Here is a 19969-nt window from a genome sequence, read left to right on the forward strand (position 1 = left end):
TATGGAGTACTTAATTAGAATATTAATTTTTGCAGCAGTAATAGGTAAGTTTATAATTCAAGGAAATGCATCGGCACTTGAGGTTTCACTGCTTCTTTCAATAGCTGCTGTTAATATATTTAAGCATAAATACAAGGTAACTTGGCAGATTCTAATAATAGAAGCCATAGTAATAACCTTTGGCTGTTCCTACAGTTCTAATTTTACTTTTCTATATGCCCTCATTGCATATGATGCAGGAAGTAAAGACTTTAGGTACCTTGCTTTGCCTATAGCATTGCTCGCTATTTATTTTTCAGGACTTAATAATAGTATTGAAGTTTTAGTTCTGATTTTTATGGCTTTCATAATTGGAAATCTCACTTTAAAGTTTAGTAATAATATAAGTTCTTTTAAAGAAACTTATGATAATGAAAGAAGATATAGGTATGAGCTTGAAGCTGCAAAGCAGAAACTTTTAAACTCAGCTAAAGAGGCTGCTTATATCGCAGAAATTAGAGAGAGAAATAGAATTGCAAGAGAGATTCATGACACCGTGGGACACAGCCTTGCAGGTATTTTACTTCAGCTTCAAGTAGTACAAAAACTTAAGAATAGGGATGAGGAAAAGTCCGATAGGCTTCTTGAGGACTCAATTGTAAGGTTGTCTGATTCCTTAGAGGTTATGAGAAATACAGTTCATAACATTAGGCCAAGCAATCCACTGGGACTGGAGTATATAGAAAGCATTATTAATAATTTTAATTACTGTACAGTGAACTTTAAGCCCTCAGGAGATTTTAAAAGTCTTCCGGCAAATGTTCTTGAAACTATAAGTTCAGATGTTAAGGAAGCACTAACAAATGCTTATAAGTATTCTAAGGCAACCTCAATAGATATTAAAATAGATGTTATGGATAAGTCAGTAAGAGTATATATAAAAGATAATGGAGAAGGGTGTGCAAGCCTTAAAGAGGGATTTGGTCTAATGGGCATAAGAGAAAGGATCAAAAATCTTGGAGGAACTGTATCCTTCAGCGGGGAAAATGGTTTTATAATACTTTATGTAATTCCACTTGAAAAAGATAAGGGGGAAGAATTGAATGAAGGTAATAATAGTTGATGATGACGGCTTAATTAGAGACAGCTTAAAGCTGATTATAGATCTTGAAACAGACATGGAGGTAGTAGGTACAGCAAAAAATGGTATGGAAGCTTTTGAACTTTGTAAGGCTGAGCAGCCAGATATCGTACTTATGGACATACGTATGCCTGTAATGGATGGAGTCCTTGGCACTAAACTTATAAAAGAGAGCTTTCAAGCTATAAAAGTAGTAATGCTGACTACCTTTAAAGATGATGAATATATAAGAGAGGCAATACTTAATGGAGCAGAAGGATACATTCTAAAAAATCAATCTTCAGATAGCATTATTGATAGCCTTAGAACCGTATTTAAAGGAAATGCAGTGTTCGAAAAAGATATAATCAACTCAATCACAGGCATGCTAAAAGAAGAAAAGAAAAATAAACCTTCAAGCTTTGGTCTGTCTGAAAGAGAGTTTGAGACCTTAGCTTTAATTGCTGAAGGCATGTCAAATAAAGAGATAGCAGAAAAACTTTTCTTAGGCGAGGGAACAGTGAGAAACTATATAACAAATATTTTAGAAAAACTAAGTCTTAGAGATAGGACTCAATTGGCTATATTTTATTTGAAGAATTTTTAGGAGAAATGAGATCTATTTAAAGACAGGTTTGGAAGTGACATATATATAAAAGATAATTATGAGGGGGAAAGGGAATGGAAAAGAGAATTGCAATTGTTACTGGAGCTAGTGGTGGTATAGGAAAAGAATTTACTAAGCTACTAATTCAAGAAGAAGTAGACGAAGTCTGGGCTATAGCTCGAAATCAAGAAAAGCTTGCAGCTTTAAAAGGTGAATTAGGAGATAAAGTAATTACTATCTCAAAGGATTTATCTAAAACAGAAGAGTTGATTTCCATAGGTAAAATGTTAGAAGAACAAAAACCAGTCATAGCATTTTTAATCAATAATGCTGGAATTGCGAAAATGGGAACTTATGATGATTTTACCATAAAAGAAATTGAAGATACCATTAAAATAAATTGCAGTGCACTTGCCATCCTTTGTAACTTGTGTATCCCATATATGAAAAGGGAAAGCAGAATACTAAATATATCTTCTGCATCATCTTTTCAGCCCTTACCATATCTAAATTTATATGCTTCAACTAAAGTATTTGAAAAAGCTTATTCTAGAGCATTGAATATAGAATTGAAAAAGAAAGGTATTACAGTAACTGCGGTGTGTCCGAGCTGGGTTGATACAGATTTATTAAAGAAAGAAATAAACGGTAAAAAAGTTAAGTTTGATGGTATTGTTTCAGCAGAAATGGTTGCAATAAAAGCGATGAAAGATGCAAAGAGAGGAAAGGACATTTCAGTTTGTACTTTGTATGTAAAACACCTGCATTTTCTATCTAAAGTACTTCCTCAAAAGTTGCTTATGGGTATTTGGGTTAAGAGAGTTGATAAGTATATTTAGGCATAGTGAAAATTAGTTAACTAAATTTAAATTTGAAAGATGAGGACTAAATTAATGATTAATTATAAGGAAATAGATTCATCCATGCTTGAATCTATAAAAGATATCTACAAAAAAGAATCTTGGAATGCATATTTGAAAGATGATGAAAAACTAATAAGAGCATTTGATAATTCATTATATATCCTTGGGGCCTTTGATGAGCATAAGCTAATTGCCTTTATTAGATGTGTAGGAGATGGAGAGCATATTTTGGTAGTGCAAGATTTAATTGTTGATCCAGAGTATCAAAAGCAGGGTATTGGGACATACCTATTCAAAACAATAATGGAAAAGTACTCAAAGGTAAGAATGTTTATGGTTGTAACAGATATAGAAGACATAGTAGATAATAAGTTTTATCAATCATTCAAGCTTAAAAAGTTAGAGGCTATGAACATGGTAGGATACATTAGATAATTGATTTAGGAAGGTGTTTAAATGAGAAAAAAAGTGAGCGAGAGTTTTAAAGATAAGTTAAGAAAGCTACATTTGATGTCCATGGCATTTGCATTAGTTGCTATCACAGTTGTGTTGTATACTTTTGCTGTTCGCTCGGCTGAGCAATTAAAATATGTTATTGTGTTTTGTATGGTTATAGCAGTATTTTTCTTTATATGCGATGTAATATACAACTACGTAATAAAGTTTCTTGAAGAAGGGATTTCTAAGGGATTAATAATTAATATAATAAGAGAGATATTAGTTTTATTGATTATTATCCATCTTATATAGTCGAATTTATGTTTTAGAGAGAAGGGTGAACCTTGATAAAGTTAAGAAATACTGCCAAAGCCATAATAGTTGAAGACAATAAAATATTATTTGTAAAATATCTTTCAAAGAGAACTGGAATTGTATATTATGTTTTGCCTGGAGGGGGACAAGTAGCCGGGGAAACATATGCAGAGGCACTAAAAAGAGAATGCCTGGAGGAACTTGGAGCTGAAGTAGAAGTAAAGGACGTTGCACTTGTTAGCGAGTATATTGGGAAAAATCATAAATTTTCTGATTTACATTCTGAAATACATAGAATTGAATGCATGTTCTTTTGTGTATTAAAAACACCACTTGATTTATCAAAAGCTACTAATATTGACCCTGACCAAATAGGATTTCAGTGGTTAAAGTTCCAAGAGCTTAAGGAGAAGACAGTGTATCCTGAGGCATTAAAAAGAGTTTTTGATGAACATGGCAATGTTATATCTCCGTTATATTTAGGGGATGTGTTTTAAGATGCAGAAACTAAACTAGTTTTTTGGGGGAGGGAAAATGGACATAGCAGTTTTATCTGATATTCATGGCAATTACATAGCATTGGAGCGCTGCCTTGAATATGCATTTTCAAGAAATATTGATACGTTTATATTTCTGGGTGATTATATTGGAGAATTAGCTTACCCAGAAAGGACAATGAAGATAATATATGAGATTAATGAACGGTATAAATGTTATTTTATAAAGGGAAACAAGGAAGATTATTGGCTTAAATATCATGCTAATGGTGAAAAAGGCTGGAATGATAAAAATTCTGCCAGCGGTTCATTACTGTATGCATACAAATCTCTTATAGCCAGAGACTTGGAGTTTTTTGCTAAACTAAGGCCAGTAGGGGAAATAAAGTTTGGTGAGATGCCAGAAATCACTATTTGCCATGGCTCTCCTGAAAAGATAAATGAGAAAATGTTACCGGATGATCATAGAACTTTGGAAGTGATTAATAGTGTGAATACATCAATCATTTTATGTGGACATACCCATGTACAAAGGAAGATAGTGCATAATGATAAATGTGTCCTAAATCCTGGGGCTGTAGGGGTACCTCTTTATTGTGAAGGAAAGACACAGTTCTTGATATTGCATGGAAATGATGAAATGTGGTCAGAGGAATTTATAAGTCTAGAGTATGACACTTCGAAAGTAATCAAAGAAATGCAGGAAGCTAAGCTTTACGAATATGCGCCTTTCTGGAGTAGGGTAACTGAAGATATACTTCAAGGAGGAAATATATCTCATAGTAGAGTTTTATCAAGAGCAATGGAGATATGCAGAGAAGAAACTGGTAAATGTGTTTGGCCTGATATACCTGAAAAGTGCTGGGAGAAGGCCGTAAGGGAATTAATACTATGAGTGCTGATAGTGATTATAAAAATAATCAACCATTAAATAATTGGGTTATTACATAAATATGTATAGTATAACACCAGAATAAAACATGAAAAGTTCTTACCTTAACTTTAAGGGTAAGGGCTTTTTTACTTTATATGTTACAAAATACAATTGACAAATATATTTAAAGGTGTTATTGTGTCTATGAAATTAATAGACAGGAGAAAAGAAATGCTGGAGCTTATTCGAAATGCAACTATAGAAGACTATAAAAGAGGCTATCTGTGGGACGGTAAAAAAGCGGAATTCTTTTGCTTGATATGTGAAAAGTACATCAATCAAGAGGATGATAATATAAATGTTCATATTGACAGCCATGGATCACCTATAGAAAGGCTTTTGATGTTGGATAAAAAGTATACTGGGCTTACAGAAATTCAAAAAGAGTTTTTAGATATGGTATCAAATAAATATACTGATAAGGAAATAGCAATGAAGCTTGCTTGTGCCGAATCAACAGTAAGAAATATGAGATTTGCCTTAAGAGAAAGAGCAAGGCAAGCAAGAGCCTTTTTGGCAGTTATGGAATTAGCTGAAGAGGATATGCCTAAAATAGCTCTTCCAAGACTGCGAGTTTTTCCAGTTAGAGAAGAGAAGAGGAAGGCATTACTGCCAAGATTTGCAGATTTGTTTGAGCCAGATAAAAATTATACAGAAGCTGAAGTTAAAAAAATCATTCAAGCTATCTATGAAGATGATGCAACAATACGCAGATACCTAGTAGACTATGGATACCTAACTAGGTCAAATGATGGAAGTAAATATTATAAAAGTAGTAAGGAGAATATTATGAGCGATATAAATAAAAAAGAAGCTAAAGATAATTATAAGCTACAGGAAGTAGAGATGGGAATAATTCAGATATACAATACAGTTAACGGATATTCATTTGTTGATACATGTACAAATCTCTATAAGCCCTTTGAATCAATAAAGTTTCAACTAAACTTAGGGAAAACTAAAAGTAAAGAACTAAAAAAGGATTGGAAAGAATACGGAGAAGATGCCTTTGAATTTAAGGTCGTAGAAAAACTTAAACCAAAGGAAGGTTCTTCAGAAAAAGAGAAGATTGAGGAACTAAAAGAACTTTTAAAGATGTGGATTGAAAGTGAAGGAGAGAATTTAAAGTTATATAAATAAATATAAATATAAATTCAATTATAGAGTTGTTCATCTAAAGAGCGTCGGATGATTAACCAATCAATTTCAACACGGTGCTTTAACAACACTTATATTTTCTATACAGTAAAAAAATAGCCTTAGGTATGGGATATTACTTACCTAAGGCTATTTGCGCACATAGAGATGAATTACTTCAATTCTTAGACTTAAAATAATGTTTAGATGAAGTTACGAAGTTTTACTTTCATAGATTTCAAATAGCCATATAGATTTTTAAAGTTCATCTTAAATAGGAGTAGTTGGTTATATACACCAAATAAGTTATAATATAGAATTAACAATATATAGGCAAATATAATATATAAAAATAATTTATATATGATTATAAGGCAAATGAGGAGATTAGAATTAAAATGAATTTTGAAATTACTGATGAAATTAAAGAGCAAGACAAAAAAATTATATTTCAGAGTTTATTGGAATATAATTTAGCGAGAATTGAAGATAAGAATCCAAAGGATTTAGGAATTTATTTAAATGATGAAGCAGGAAGAAAACTTGCAGGACTAATTGGAGATACACATGGTAATTGGCTGTTTGTGAAATTTTTGTGGGTAAGCGAAGAACTACGAGGGCAGAAGATTGGTAGCAAAATTTTAAAGCAGGCAGAAAGAACAGCAAAACAAAGAGGCTGTAAGTATGCATTTTTAGATACCTTCAGTTTTCAAGCACCTTTGTTCTATATTAAACATGGATATAAGGAAGTGTTCACATTAGAACAATATCCTGTAACAGGAAAACGCTATTATTTTACAAAAACTCTTTAAATAAACTAAGCACATCTATATCATGCTAAGACAATAATTAATATAAAAAAGAAGGTAAAGTGAATGAAATATGAAATTATACATTTACCAAAAGAGAAATGGAAGGGAACTTTAATTCCAATAAAGTATACGACAGATAAATATTATGATGTTATGGTAAATAAAACAGACAAAGGATTTGTTATTGACATAGAAAAGAAAGCTTTTAATGAGCCAGTAACTCATTCACCAGAAGAATGTGATTTTCCGGATAAGTTATATCAAGACCACTGTGAGAATGCTTACGCCTGGGGAGTAGTAATTGACGATGAATTAGTTGCTGCAATTGAAACAGATGAAGAGCTATGGTCTAATCGCTTAAGAATAACAGAACTTTGGGTAGCAGAGAAATATCAAAAGCAAGGAATAGGCCATGCTTTAATAGAGATGGCAAAAGAGCAAGCAAGAAGAGAACGCAGACGAGCTATTATATTAGAAACTCAATCTTGCAATGTTAATGCAGTGGATTTTTATCAACATGAAGGCTTTACTTTGATTGGTATGGATACATGCTGCTACAGGAATAATGATCTACAAAGAAAAGAAGTAAGGCTAGAATTTGGATGGTTTCCAGAAAGAAAGAAAAGATTAAACCGTGAAGAAGTAGAAATTAGAATCGAAACTAAAGATGATTGGTACGATGTAGAGCTCATGACACAGCATGCATTTTGGAACAAACATCATCTTGGATGTGATGAACATTATCTAGTGCATAAATTAAGACAAGATAAAGACTACATTCCAGAGCTTAGCAGAATAGCAGTTAAGGATGGGGAAGTGATAGGGTGTATAATGTATTCAAAGGCAAAAGTTATTGATGGTGAAAATACACATGAAATCATAACCTTTGGACCACTTTGTGTAGCACCTAAATGGCAGGGCTGTGGAGTTGGTGAGCTACTACTTCGGGAAACAACGAAAATAGCTGCTGATAAAGGATACAAAGGAATCGTAATTTTCGGTGAACCAGAATATTATCCTAGGATAGGGTTTAAAACCTGTGACAATTTTAATATTACAACTGCTGATGGTAAAAATTTTGATGCATTTATGGGATTTGAACTAGCAAAAGATAGCATGAAAGATATTAAAGGAAAATTCTACGAATCAGAAGTTTTTGTAGATCTCCCAAAGGAAGAAGTAGAAGGATACAATAAAAAATTCCCTAAGCTGCAAAAACTAAGATTTCCAGGACAATGGGATTAATAGAGGAGAGGAGAGATATAAGAGAATATGGTTGGGCAATTGGTGGATTGGTTATGGCAGGACTATTTGGGTTGCTTGGAATGATATTTTTGATTTTTAAAGAAAAAGCATGTGTTCTTATATCTGGTTATAATTTAAAGAGTAAAAAAGAGAGAGAAGAATATGATGAGGTTAGTCTATGCAAAGATGAACGTAACTTTTTCTTTATATGTGCAATTATTTTTTTAATTGGAGCAGTAATATCAATATTTTTTGGTCCATTATCATTTTGGATTAGCTTTGTGGCTTGGCTTATATACTTTTTCAAAAATGTTCATTTTGATACAGAAAAGGCATTTGCTAAGTACAAGAGAAAAAAATAATTCATTAGTTGTAGAACTAAATTGGATTAAATCTAAAGAAACTAATATACTTTATTATAAATGGTAATAGACTTATGGATTATGGTTTGTCAGATAAAGTTATGAATAAATCTAAAAAGAATTTTTGTAATAAAGCTAAGAGGTGAATAAATGATTAAAATAAAACCCCATCATTTTATGGATATAATAAAATTATATGGATTTGGAATCGAAAAATTTATCCCAGATAGGAAATATAATCACAATTTTTATCTTATAGCAAATGAAATATTAAAAGACAAAAATGTAAAAATAGAAATAACAATAGGAAAAGATGATATTTGCATGCCGTGTAAGTATATTAAAAATGATATATGCCAAGATTTTATAACACATATACAATATATAAAATCGAAGGATGAGTGGAATAAAATTATTGATAAAAGGATTCTAGAATATGCAGAGCTGCAAGTAAATCAGATATTATCTGCATATGAATTATGTAATAAATTATATTTGATAAAAGAAAAAATAAATGATATTTGGAAAGAAGAGTGTGAGGAAAATAATTTTAAAAGATATACAAACTTCTGTTTAGGGGCACAAAAGTATCTAGAATTCTAAATAGAATAAAAACATTTACGTTAAATTCTTTATAAATTTAAGGTCTTCTAAAAAATGGTCAGTAGATTTAAAATAAAATTATCTACTGACCGTTTTGGTCTAAAGAGTTCCTATGTCGAAACTTAATTTATACTTGTTTGAAAATCCCGGCTTCTGGGGATTTTCAGGCATGTATAAATTAATAGTTGAGCTAGGAACTCTATAAAGGATTCCTATATTAAGGAGAATATTATGAATCAAGCATATTTTCAATTATCATCAGATAAACAAAAAAGGTTACTTAATTCTGGATATAAGCTATTTGCATCATATCCCTATAAGAAAGCTTCGATGATTGCAATTGCTAATGAAGCTGATATCTCAAAATCGTTATTGTTTTATTATTTTAAAAATAAAAAAGAATACTATTTATTTTTATTTGATGCTGCGCTTGATTTCGTTGATGAACTTAAGGAAAAAAGTATTAATAAGGAAATTAAGGACTTTTTTCAGCTAATAAATAAAACTATGGAACGTAGAATGGAAATCATTCATGACTATCCGTATTTGTATAAGTTTATTACAATTAAAAAGATTGCTGAGCCGTGGGCAAAAAGTAATAGCAATTGTACACTTCGTTTTATCGACCATGCAGCACATAACTCCAATCAGGATAATCCAGAGATGGTAAATAAATTGATCATTGACTTTATAAACGTAAGTTTCATTACGAAGTGATACATCCATAACAGATGAAATTAGGAAAGGTATTAATTTTCAGTTTTAAGTTAGATTATAAGCATATATATCTGGGACGATTTAAGCGTAAACAGTATTAATTCGTGGAACTTTTACTATAATCCAGCATAATAATGTTAATATACAATAGTAAATTGTTGTAAAAATTGAGATTGATGAGGATGGAAATAGTAAATGAAAAACAAATGTGTGTTCATAATAAGTTTAATTATAATGATAATTTCCATATTATTCATGTGTGTCAATCGGTTTGTGGCTCCACTTCAAGATCTAACTTTAAGAATTTTAGGTTCCGTAATGCTCGTTAATATATTTGTTTTAAGTTATAGTGCAGTAAAATTAAAGAGTAAAAATTAATATGGTGTACTTATTAAAAGCTTAATGTAGAAAAATGCACCATAATTGATTTTTTAGTAAAAGTATAGAAACTCCTCTATAATATAAACCCACGACGATATAGTCTTGTATTGTCGTGGGTTTTATTGCATCTATTCAACAAGCAATCCAGCTAGTATTACCTCTAAACCATATAAAAACTGCTGCCGGAAGTCTAAATTAAATTCATATTGATCTCCAAAAAATGTTCCAAAAAGAATAGCTTCTTCTGGAGAGAAATTCATACCACGAATTTCATCAGCTACAAAAGATAAAATGTAGTTATTTAGAAGATTAGCAGCTGTTAGACAGTTTTTATTAGAAACTCCATATTCACTTAAAGTCTGTAGAATAAATTTTATAGATTGTATTCTACTTGGTGTACTTGGAAAAGACTGTGACAGCACATCTACCGCATCTCTGGTTTTTAATAGAACTCTTCTAATCTCTAAAGAAAGATTTATCAATGTTTCTTTTGGATCCTTCAATCCTTCTGGTAATACTATTTCTTGATTAATATGTTCTGAGAGCAAATCATATAAAGCTTGCTTATCTTTAATATGCCAATATAAGGAGGCAGCTTTAATATTTAATTCCTTTGCCAAAGTACGCATTGTTAAATTGCTTATTCCATCACGATTCAGTATGTTAAGTGATGCATTTATAATAGATTCCTTTGATATAGCCATAAAATCACTCCAAAAAAGATATTGACACTAACACTGTTAGATGATACACTAACGGTGTTAGATGACTAACGATGTTAGTCTTAATTATTATAAATTTTTATTTTTATAAAATCAATGTATTTTAAGGAGAAGTTTATTTATGATGAAAAATTTTAGAAAAAATAAAGATGTTGGCATCTATGGCTTCACTGCAAAATGGTATGACAAAAATACTCGTAAAAGTAGAATTACTGAAATGAAACAATATGCTGACGAAGTTGCATCACATGTTAGTGAAAATGCAAATATATTGGAAGTTGCGCCTGGACCAGGATATTTGTCTATTGAATTAGCTAAGAAAGGCTTTAATTTAACTGGTGTAGAGATAAGTCCTGATTTTGTAGAAATCGAGAAAAATAATGCAAAGCAAGCAAATGTTTCTGTAGATTTTAAAGAAGGGAATGCCTCCAATTTACCTTGTGAAGATAACTTTTTCGATTTTATTGTATGTAGTGCTGCTTTTAAGAATTTCAAAGATCCAGTAGAGGCAATATCTGAAATGCATAGGGTGTTAAAACAAGGTGGAACTTCTCTAATAATAGATATGAATTTCAAAGCAACAACTGAAGATATAGAGAATGAAGTTATAAAAACTGGCATGAAAGGCTTTGACAAGTATTTTGTAAAATTTGCTTTTAAAACTTTCTTGAAACAAAGTGCTTATACGAAAGAAGATTTTGAGGAATTTATAAAAGAAACTCAATTTAAAAACTATGAAATTAAAAGGGATGGAATTAGTTTATATGTTTATCTTCATAAATAAATGATATATTTGGGTTGCTTAGAGTCTTTTCATTAGATAAATGATGAAATGAAAAGATTATTTTCTAATATTACCTAAAGTATTGGCAATGCTATCATAATTAAAACCTCGGCAGAAATACCGAGGTTTTTGCCTATCATATTATTAGATACGTGATAATTCAATCCAAAATAAAAAGTAGGTTTTTAATATATTATTATAATAACACTATCTTTTAGAAGATAACATCTCAATACTAGGCATTACATAAGGTAATATATTATGCGAAAGTTCTTTGGCTGAAACATGTTTCCCTTGGCTATACCAGTAGCTAGTAGCTCCATATATTGAATTACTTATCATTATGGATAGTAAATCTAAATTTTCTTGCTCAATTACACCAAAGCTAGTAGTGTTAGTTAACATAAGAGCAATAAGTTCTTTAAGTTTAAGCTGTGTTTTATTATCCATATAAGAAGAAATTGATTTATAAACCATATTACAGTGATTGCTTATATTCTCATGATAATTGCACATAGCCACTATTAAAGTTTTTAAAGTATCTTCATTTAACTGTACATCAGATTGAAATTTACTAGATATGCCAGAGGAGAAGGCTTCTGAAAGTAACTGATCTAGAAGAATATACTTATCCTCAAAATGAGCATAAAAGGTGGATCTATTTATATTAGCTTTTTCTACTATATCTTTTACGGTTATTGCCTCGAAAACTTTTTCTCTTGTTAAGGAAAGAAAGGCATCCTGTATCAAAATACGAGTTCTAGCAGCTCTTGGATCTATTTTCTTAGTTTCAGGTTTCATTTGTCATACCTCTTAATAAAATGTTTCTCCATCATTTTTAATACTCTGATGGGTTAACCGACAGAACTTAAGTTTTGTTGGTTGAACTAGCTTCTTATCGATATTATCATAATAACATGCAGAGCTTACTTTGACAACACGTGTTGGAGATGTGGCATTGACATTAAAAGCTATAAGTTTAAATGGATATCCGGTTCAATTATCTTAAAATTATGTAAAAGGAGCTAGAATAACATGAAATTATTATTTGATAAAACTAATATAGGAAAGTTAGAATTAAAGAACAGATTTATTAGATCTGCAACTGGTGATGGCTTTATTAAGGATGGTCACCCAACAGAGGAAATGTTTGCAGCATATGAAGAGTTAGCTAGAGGTGGTGTTGGAACCATAATAACAGGCAATGCTAAGATAACTGATTATAAGATTCCGTTCTTTGATATGCTTAGTATAGAGGATGATTCTTTTATACCTGAACTAAAAAAATTCACAGATAAAGTCCATGCTTTTGAAGCCAACATCATACTACAAATTGCATATTTTGGTTCACTAATTGGGTCAGAACAAGGCGATATTTTAGGACCAAGTGCTGTACCGAATCTTATATCAAATATCGTACCTAAGGAAATGTCAAAGGAAGATATTAAATATATACAAAAGACATTTGCATCAGCGGCGCTAAGAAGTAAAGAGGCAGGTTTTGATGGTGTACAGCTTCACGCAGCACATGGTTTTCTTTTGAGTCAGTTTTTAACTCCATATTATAATCATAGAACAGATGAGTATGGTGGAACAATCGAAAATAGAGCTAGAATGCTTATAGAGACATGTAAGGCAGTAAGAGAAATGGTAGGTGAAGACTATCCAATTCTAATAAAGATAAACAGTAGTGATGCTATGGAGCAGGGCATGACTTTTGAAGAATGCAAATATGTTTGTAAAAAGTTGCAAGAGGTTGGAGTAAATGCAGTAGAGATAAGCGGCAGTTCCCATACTTTCAAGCCACAACAAGAAGCATACTTTAAGGATTATGCTGCGGAAATTGCGAAAGAAGTTGATATCCCAGTTATCGTAGTTGGAGGAAACAGGGATTATGCAGCTATGGAAGCCATATTAAATGAAACTTCCATTGAGTATTTCTCATTCTCAAGACCATTTATTGCTGAAAGTGATTTTATTAAACGCTGGGAAAATGGAGATACAAGTAGAGTAAAGTGTGTTTCTTGTAATGGTTGTAACAGACCAGAAAGTATGGGAAGATGTGTATTTAAAAAGTAGAATCGTTTTATAAATATATGAAAAACTTCATTTTAATAAGTTTTAAGTTTAGAAGTTGTTAGAGCACCGTGTTGAAATTAAGTGGATGTACCACTTCGTTATAAAATTCATTATTTTTAAATTACCTCACGAGAAGCCGTCAGAATTTTAAAAATAAATTTTGGTTCGAAGTGATACATCTTTAATTAAGCAAGTTTATTGTAATGTAATTTGTACCACAAGTATGCATGGATAAGAAAATATTATTCAGATTTCTCATCACTTTTTTGCAAATAATCTGTACCCCAAACATGCATTGCGTCAAAAATAGGCCTTAGACTATTACCAAGCTCGGTCACAGAGTATTCAACCCTCGGTGGAATTTCTGAATACACTTTCCTAGAAATCAATCCATTTTGTTCTAAGTCACGCAGCTGTTGGGTTAACATCTTTTCGCTAATACCAGTAATCCCTTTCTTAAGTTCTCCAAATCTATGTGTACCTCTAAGTAATAAATCCCTCATAATAAGTACCTTCCACTTATCACCAATAAGATTAACCGTTGTTTCTATGGGACAAACCATAATTTTACACCTCCAACAAAAAATATTATCCCCTTAGTTTTACAATAGATGTAGTACTTTCATCTTTTATGCAAAGTAAGCATAAAATTCATATTAACAAAAATGAGTGTTTCAAAACTAATAGCTTAGTTATGAAACACCACTTTTGCCAGTTTATAAAGAAAACTGTTTAGGGAACATGTAATTAGGTACTATAATATGATTTATAATTAATAACCAAAGGGAGGTTCATTAACCACTGAATTTATAATATTTTTAGCAGTATATAGTTGCTCATCGGTTCCAGTGATTGCTAGCCAAGAGCCACCTTCTCCTCCAAATATTCCTCCGCCTGCAACTAGTTCTGCTGACGCTCCCGTTAGAATTTCAATAGATTCTAGCTCTGTAATAATTGTTCCACTTACCGGAATCATCTTCATTCCGTTTGTAGTGGAAGGTGAGTTAACCTTTGAAACAACTTGTCCAATATTACCAAAGATTCTTTTTTCTAATCCAACAGGAATGATAAGCTCGCTTCGCTTGCCTATTATAGCTTGCATCATAGGACCACTTGGTCCAAGGCTTGGCGTTCTAACTTGTATTGCTGCTAGCATTCTTTCTGAATCAATGGCATTTGCACCTTTTATTATAATATCTCTTTTACCAAGACTTTCAGCTACATCAAAAATAGTTTTTCCTTTAGACCATTTGCCCTTCTCAATCACCACATCTGTATTAAAATAGGTACCAGTAGTATCTATTTTTTTGCCTGGTCCTGGAGTAATTCCACGGAAAAATGTGTTTCTAGAGAAATCTTCAATTTGCTCAATGTGCAGCAACAATTCCTCAGCAACATAACCGTTGGTGCTTCCCGCAATTATAACAATGGTATTATTCTCCAATGCAGTCTTTATCTGTTCCAGAGAAATAACAGCTTTAGCTATTAGCCTCTTGCCTGCTGGAACTGTAATGTGAAATTGATTTGTTTTTATATTATTTTTTATCATTTTAATCCTTCTTTCTCTCTCTTCTTTATCAAAAATAATTACCTCGATTAATTCAAATCTTCTCATCGGATTGGCATAATTGAACCGTAATCTCATATTAAATGGATTTTGACGCATGGACAAGTAGCCACTTTTTTGTTTGATACTTACCTGTATGTAAGTATCAAACAAAAAAGTGGCTACTTGATGATAACGTATGAAATAGTTATTATATTATTCATAACGTGTAGCTTAAAGCTAAAAAAAACAGTTAGTTCTATTTATATACAAAAAGGACGGTAATTGTTATGGATAAACTTTTATTTGGAATATCGGGATTACCCATTGGAAATGGCTCTGATAAATTTAACTATGCATCTGGAATATCTTACATAAAATCTATAGGTTTAGATGCAATGGAATTACTATTTGTGAGATCTGTTAATGTAACAGATACAAACAAAGATATTATATTAAAAAGTAAATTTGATAATGATATTTATCTTTCTGCACATGGGTCACATTATATAAATCTTAATGCAGATGAATTAGAAAAACAGATACAATCAATGAATAGAATAATAAATGCCACGGAGGCACTTTCTAAAGTTGAAGGTAGAAGTCTTATATTCCATCCTGGTTTTTATTTAAAAGATTCAAAAGAAGATACTTATAAAACTATAAGAGATAATTTACTAAAGCTTCCATATAGAGGCGTAGACTATAGAGTTGAAACTACAGGGAAAGGTACTCAATTTGGAACGTTAGAGGAGCTAGTTTCTCTATGTAAAGAAGTTTCTTCATGCAAATTATGTATTGACTTTTCTCATATACATGCCAGAGAAAATGGCAGCTTAAAAAGATATGATAATTTTGTAAGAATACTTGAATATGTGTTAGATGAATTGGGGCGAGAGGCATTAGATGACATGCATATTCATATGGGCGGTATAAATTACGGAGAAAAAGGGGAGAAAAATCATCTTCCTTTATTAGAAAGTGATTTCAATTATAGAGATTGCTTAAGGGCACTAAAAGATTTTAATGTGAAGGGATGTGTAATTTTAGAGGGGCCATTTGTGGAAAAGGATGCTTTATTGCTTAAAAATACTTATGTGAAGCTTTAAAAAAGAATTTTAATGAAGTATGACATACTTTCTGAACGGGACTTTATCATAGTTATTTTGTTTTTAAGCATAACATATTCAATAATTACTTAATACAAGAGAAATTAAAGTATAATGAAAATTGAATTAGTAAAAGATTATTTAAATTTATTCTATTTATAAAGGAGAGTTTAACAAATGTATAATATTTATGAAGATTTACATCAATTTAGTTCATATGTACCACCTATAGATTTGACATTTCATCAATACCTTTTATTAGCTGACGAACCCGTATTATTTCATACTGGAAGCGTACAGCAGACAGAAAGTTTATTGCCTTTATTGAAGGAGGTTCTTGGTAGCAACATATTAAAATATATCTTTATTTCACACTTTGAATCCGATGAATGTGGAGGTCTGTCACTAATATTAAAGCATTTTCCAGATGCAAAGCCTGTGTGCTCAGAAATTACAGCAAGACAGCTAAGTGGCTTTGGTATAACTAATAATATAATAATTAAAAAACCAGGAGAAAAGCTAATTTCTAATGACTATGAGCTAGAATTTATAAGTTATCCATCTGAAATGCATCTTTGGGAAGGGTTACTTGTGATGGAAAACAAACGTGGAATATTTTTCAGCAGTGATCTAGTGTTCCGTTTCGGAAATGCCAACGGTGCAGTAATAGAAGGTGATTGGCAGAAGGAAATAGAAAATATTACACCTCAGCAAGTGCCTGATCCTCAACAAAAAGAAAAGCTGCAAAACACTTTAAAGAAATTAAGTCCTAAATTTGTGGCTACTGGCCATGGAGCTTGTTTAAAATTATAGGTAAGAACCATAATTCTTTACTGGATTTATATCACAAATAATTCAACATGAAATATTTGATGACACCAACTAATATATTGTTAGTTGGTGTCATTGTTACTTAAATAACAACCTATGTTATTTTGAAGAGTATTATAAGAAACGTAAGTTTTTTTGTATTTTGATAACCTATAATTAAATTCTTCATTTGAAAGTAGAGTCATAACATATTTATTAGAATTATTACTACAAGACGGTTTAATTTATGAATACTTAATCAATACTTAATGAATAGTAAATCTCTCTTCAATCGACCTACTTATTAAAATACATTCCTGTATGTATATCCTCATTTCCAGCTTCAATAGTTTCTTTACAATAAGAACATTTAGCATTAATTAAATCTAAAGATTTTTGGAGTTCCACCATTTCTTCTTCAACAGCCTTTTTTCTTTCAAGTAACATTTCATATATTTCAGTTAATGAACCATCGCCATTTTTTATCAAATTACAAAAAGTTCGTATTTCCTTAATTGGCATTCCTGTCTGCTTAAATTTTTCTATTGACGCTAACATAACTAAATCTGAATCTGAAAAAATACGATATCCAGCTTCGCTTCTTTCGACAAAAGGCAAAAGCCCTTCTTTATCATAATATCTTATTGTAGAAATAGATAAATTCATCTTTTCAGCTACTTCTTTAATTGTATATTTCATAACTTCACCTCATCATTGCTAGTTGCTACAAATCTAATCTTCTTCTAATTATTAGTTTAAATATGGGTTATGTCAAAGTACTGAGTTGAAATTGAGATGTAACTCTTTCTAGAGATGTACCAGTTCGAACTGAAAACTATTTTTAAAACTCTCACGGGTTCTGGTGAGAAGATTTAAAAATAATAAGTTTTATTACGAAGGGGTACATCTATAATACTTAAGTGCCATCGTAATTTAATGAGTATTATTAAATAATGAACAACTATTATAGTTAACTTGATATTTCAAAAAATTATATAGATATGGTATTGACTCTAAAGTTAACTTTAGGGTTATAGTCATAGTAAGCAAAACATTATTTAAAAATAATAAAGCAAAGGAGAGTACTATGTCAAATATATTAAACAAAATAGATTCGCCAAAGGATTTAAAAGAACTTTCAATAGAGGAATTAAGCGTCTTAGCAAGTGAAATCAGAGAAGCATTGCTTAAGAAAGTAAATGTAATTGGGGGACATGTAGGTCCAAACTTAGGAATGGTTGAAGCAACAATAGCCTTGCATTATGTTTTTAACTCACCAATAGATAAGATGGTTTATGACGTTTCGCATCAAAGTTATGTCCATAAGATTTTAACTGGACGTAAGGAAGCTTTTACAAATCCAGAAAAGTATCACACAGTTTCTGGATATACAAATCCTGATGAAAGTGAACATGATTATTTTAAAGTTGGACATACTTCAACCTCTATAAGTCTTGCAACAGGACTTGCAAAAGCAAGAGATTTAAAAGGTGATAAGGAAAATATAATAGCTATTATAGGTGATGGTGCTTTAAGCGGAGGACAAGCTTATGAAGGGCTTAACAATGCCTCAGTATTAAATAGCAATATTATAATATTAGTAAATGATAATGAGATGTCTATAGCAGAAAACCATGGCGGAGTTTATGAAAATTTTGCTCTTTTAAGAGAGACAAAAGGAAAGGCAGAAAAGAATTTTTTTAAGACCATAGGCTTTGATTATTACTACAGTGAAGAAGGTCATAATATAGAACAATTAATAGAAGTCTTTGAAAAAGTTAAAGATATTGATCATCCGGTAGTAGTACATATGCACACAATTAAAGGAAAAGGCTTAGAAGTAGCTGAAAAGAATAAGGAACAATGGCACTCAGCATTTCCAGGTGCACTTAATATAAAGCCTGACCAAAAGATACAAATGCCAGAAAGCTATCCAAGCATCACCAAAGATTTTATAGTTGATAAATATGAGAAAGGTGAAAATGTAATTGCAATTACAGCAGCTACACCAGTATTTACTGGATTTACTCCTGATCTTAGAGTACAGGCTGGAATTCATTACACTGATGTGGGAATAGCAGAAGAACATGCAGTTGCTTTTGCCTCAGGACTAGCAAGAAATGGAGCAAAGCCAATTTTATCAATAGCAAGTTCCTTTGTACAACGTACTTACGACCAATTATCACATGATTTATCCTTAAATAATAATGCTGCAACTATTCTTGTGTATGCTGCTGGAATTTCAGCAATGGATTCAACTCATTTGGGTACCTTTGATATACCATTAATAAGTAATATACCAAATATGGTTTATTTAGCGCCAACCTGTAAAGAAGAATATTTAGCTATGTTAAACTGGGCAGTAGACCAAAATAGCCATCCTGTAGCTATAAGAATACCAGATTGGAATCTTATCTCTACAGGGATAGAAGATACAACTGATTATTCTATATTGAATAAATATAAGGTAATGGAAAAGGGCAGTGAAGTGGCTATTATAGGTCTAGGAGGTTTCTTTAAATTAGGTAAAAAAGTAAAAACTATGTTAAAGGACAAACTGGGTATTGATGCAACTCTTATAAATCCTCACTTCATAACAGGCTTAGATGAAGATTTATTAAAGTCACTAGAAAGCAATCATAAATTAGTTATTACTTTAGAAGATGGTATACTTGATGGTGGCTTTGGAGAGAAAATAGCTCGTTTCTATGGAGCATCAGATGTAAAAGTCTTAAACTTCGGAAGCAAGAAAGAATTTACTGATAGTGTACCGCTAAACGAATTATATGAAAAATATCATCTAACTGATGAGCTTATAGTAGCTGATATAGAGAAATGTCTTAAGTAGAAATGTAGGTGTTTATATATTTTTTTCCTTAGTAAGCATGGTACATAGGATAAATAACAGT

At 31.3% G+C, this 19969-nt stretch carries 23 protein-coding genes; 18 read left to right on the plus strand and 5 right to left on the minus strand.

The genetic code is table 11. The features are described 5' to 3' along the window. Position 1 precedes the first annotated feature (1 nt). The 13 genes from OCU55_RS06000 to OCU55_RS06060 all read left to right on the plus strand — a co-directional run bounded on the left by OCU55_RS06000 (position 2) and on the right by OCU55_RS06060 (position 9629). On the plus strand, positions 2-1102 hold the full coding sequence (locus OCU55_RS06000; RefSeq protein ID WP_261851395.1) for a sensor histidine kinase: 1101 nt from the start codon (positions 2-4) through the stop codon (positions 1100-1102). Further along, positions 1083-1706, plus strand: a complete 624-nt coding sequence (locus tag OCU55_RS06005) for a response regulator transcription factor (protein ID WP_261851396.1) — start codon at positions 1083-1085, stop codon at positions 1704-1706. Before OCU55_RS06000 ends, OCU55_RS06005 begins: the two co-directional genes overlap by 20 nt. Before the next feature lie 74 nt (positions 1707-1780). Continuing rightward, entirely contained in the window at positions 1781-2545 is a 765-nt protein-coding gene (locus OCU55_RS06010; protein ID WP_261851397.1) for an SDR family NAD(P)-dependent oxidoreductase, read from the plus strand. 54 nt (positions 2546-2599) lie between these two features. Further along, on the plus strand, positions 2600-3004 hold the full coding sequence (locus tag OCU55_RS06015; RefSeq protein ID WP_261851398.1) for a GNAT family N-acetyltransferase: 405 nt from the start codon (positions 2600-2602) through the stop codon (positions 3002-3004). Between the two features lie 21 nt (positions 3005-3025). Continuing rightward, positions 3026-3319, plus strand: a complete 294-nt coding sequence (locus OCU55_RS06020; protein WP_261851399.1) for a hypothetical protein — start codon at positions 3026-3028, stop codon at positions 3317-3319. Between the two features lie 32 nt (positions 3320-3351). After that, positions 3352-3819 (plus strand): NUDIX domain-containing protein, encoded by a 468-nt coding sequence (locus OCU55_RS06025; protein ID WP_261851400.1) that lies wholly within the window; start codon positions 3352-3354, stop codon positions 3817-3819. Positions 3820-3856: 37 nt separating this feature from the next. Beyond that, positions 3857-4714: a metallophosphoesterase family protein gene (locus tag OCU55_RS06030; protein ID WP_261851401.1), complete on the plus strand. Its 858-nt coding sequence runs from the start codon at positions 3857-3859 to the stop codon at positions 4712-4714. A gap of 183 nt (positions 4715-4897) precedes the next feature. Further along, positions 4898-5893 (plus strand): DUF2087 domain-containing protein, encoded by a 996-nt coding sequence (locus OCU55_RS06035; RefSeq protein WP_261851402.1) that lies wholly within the window; start codon positions 4898-4900, stop codon positions 5891-5893. Positions 5894-6288: 395 nt separating this feature from the next. After that, entirely contained in the window at positions 6289-6702 is a 414-nt protein-coding gene (locus OCU55_RS06040) for a GNAT family N-acetyltransferase (RefSeq protein WP_261851403.1), read from the plus strand. Between the two features lie 63 nt (positions 6703-6765). Further along, complete coding sequence (locus tag OCU55_RS06045) at positions 6766-7947, plus strand: GNAT family N-acetyltransferase (RefSeq protein ID WP_261851404.1); 1182 nt, start codon at positions 6766-6768, stop codon at positions 7945-7947. Beyond that, positions 7938-8309, plus strand: coding sequence for a DUF3784 domain-containing protein (locus OCU55_RS06050; RefSeq protein WP_261851405.1), 372 nt, complete (start codon positions 7938-7940; stop codon positions 8307-8309). Before OCU55_RS06045 ends, OCU55_RS06050 begins: the two co-directional genes overlap by 10 nt. A gap of 150 nt (positions 8310-8459) precedes the next feature. Beyond that, complete coding sequence (locus OCU55_RS06055) at positions 8460-8912, plus strand: DUF1284 domain-containing protein (RefSeq protein WP_261851406.1); 453 nt, start codon at positions 8460-8462, stop codon at positions 8910-8912. A 231-nt stretch (positions 8913-9143) separates the two neighbouring features. Continuing rightward, on the plus strand, positions 9144-9629 hold the full coding sequence (locus OCU55_RS06060; RefSeq protein WP_261851407.1) for a TetR family transcriptional regulator: 486 nt from the start codon (positions 9144-9146) through the stop codon (positions 9627-9629). A 509-nt stretch (positions 9630-10138) separates the two neighbouring features. Here the strand turns inward: OCU55_RS06060 and OCU55_RS06065 are convergent. Continuing rightward, the gene (locus OCU55_RS06065) at positions 10139-10714 is read right to left on the minus strand and encodes a TetR family transcriptional regulator (RefSeq protein ID WP_261851408.1); all 576 of its coding nucleotides are present in this window, start codon (positions 10712-10714) and stop codon (positions 10139-10141) included. Between the two features lie 139 nt (positions 10715-10853). Here OCU55_RS06065 and OCU55_RS06070 point away from each other — a divergent pair, with 139 nt between their 5' ends. Continuing rightward, positions 10854-11516, plus strand: a complete 663-nt coding sequence (locus OCU55_RS06070) for a class I SAM-dependent methyltransferase (RefSeq protein WP_261851409.1) — start codon at positions 10854-10856, stop codon at positions 11514-11516. Positions 11517-11723: 207 nt separating this feature from the next. Here OCU55_RS06070 and OCU55_RS06075 read toward each other — a convergent pair whose 3' ends face one another. Continuing rightward, the gene (locus tag OCU55_RS06075) at positions 11724-12317 is read right to left on the minus strand and encodes a TetR/AcrR family transcriptional regulator (RefSeq protein WP_261851410.1); all 594 of its coding nucleotides are present in this window, start codon (positions 12315-12317) and stop codon (positions 11724-11726) included. A 234-nt stretch (positions 12318-12551) separates the two neighbouring features. Between OCU55_RS06075 and OCU55_RS06080 the strand changes: the two genes are divergently transcribed. Further along, the gene (locus OCU55_RS06080) at positions 12552-13595 is read left to right on the plus strand and encodes an NADH:flavin oxidoreductase (RefSeq protein ID WP_261851411.1); all 1044 of its coding nucleotides are present in this window, start codon (positions 12552-12554) and stop codon (positions 13593-13595) included. Positions 13596-13837: 242 nt separating this feature from the next. On the opposite strand, the gene OCU55_RS06085 is transcribed toward OCU55_RS06080, so the two are convergent. Both OCU55_RS06085 and OCU55_RS06090 read right to left on the minus strand, forming a co-directional pair. After that, positions 13838-14158, minus strand: a complete 321-nt coding sequence (locus OCU55_RS06085) for a winged helix-turn-helix transcriptional regulator (RefSeq protein ID WP_261851412.1) — start codon at positions 14156-14158, stop codon at positions 13838-13840. A 209-nt stretch (positions 14159-14367) separates the two neighbouring features. After that, entirely contained in the window at positions 14368-15144 is a 777-nt protein-coding gene (locus tag OCU55_RS06090; protein ID WP_261851413.1) for a hypothetical protein, read from the minus strand. Between the two features lie 287 nt (positions 15145-15431). Here OCU55_RS06090 and OCU55_RS06095 point away from each other — a divergent pair, with 287 nt between their 5' ends. Then, on the plus strand, positions 15432-16250 hold the full coding sequence (locus OCU55_RS06095) for a TIM barrel protein (protein ID WP_261851414.1): 819 nt from the start codon (positions 15432-15434) through the stop codon (positions 16248-16250). Between the two features lie 177 nt (positions 16251-16427). Then, the gene (locus OCU55_RS06100; protein WP_261851415.1) at positions 16428-17063 is read left to right on the plus strand and encodes an oxygen-binding di-iron domain-containing protein; all 636 of its coding nucleotides are present in this window, start codon (positions 16428-16430) and stop codon (positions 17061-17063) included. Between the two features lie 294 nt (positions 17064-17357). Here the strand turns inward: OCU55_RS06100 and OCU55_RS06105 are convergent, their stop codons facing one another. Beyond that, positions 17358-17759: a MerR family transcriptional regulator gene (locus OCU55_RS06105; protein ID WP_261851416.1), complete on the minus strand. Its 402-nt coding sequence runs from the start codon at positions 17757-17759 to the stop codon at positions 17358-17360. Positions 17760-18147: 388 nt separating this feature from the next. On the opposite strand from OCU55_RS06105, the gene OCU55_RS06110 reads away from it, so the two are divergent. Further along, positions 18148-19908, plus strand: a complete 1761-nt coding sequence (locus OCU55_RS06110) for a 1-deoxy-D-xylulose-5-phosphate synthase (protein ID WP_261851417.1) — start codon at positions 18148-18150, stop codon at positions 19906-19908. Positions 19909-19969 lie beyond the last annotated feature (61 nt).

The sequence above is a fragment of the Clostridium folliculivorans genome (genome assembly GCF_024341905.1).
GTDB classification, from domain to species: domain Bacteria; phylum Bacillota; class Clostridia; order Clostridiales; family Clostridiaceae; genus Clostridium_AR; species Clostridium_AR folliculivorans.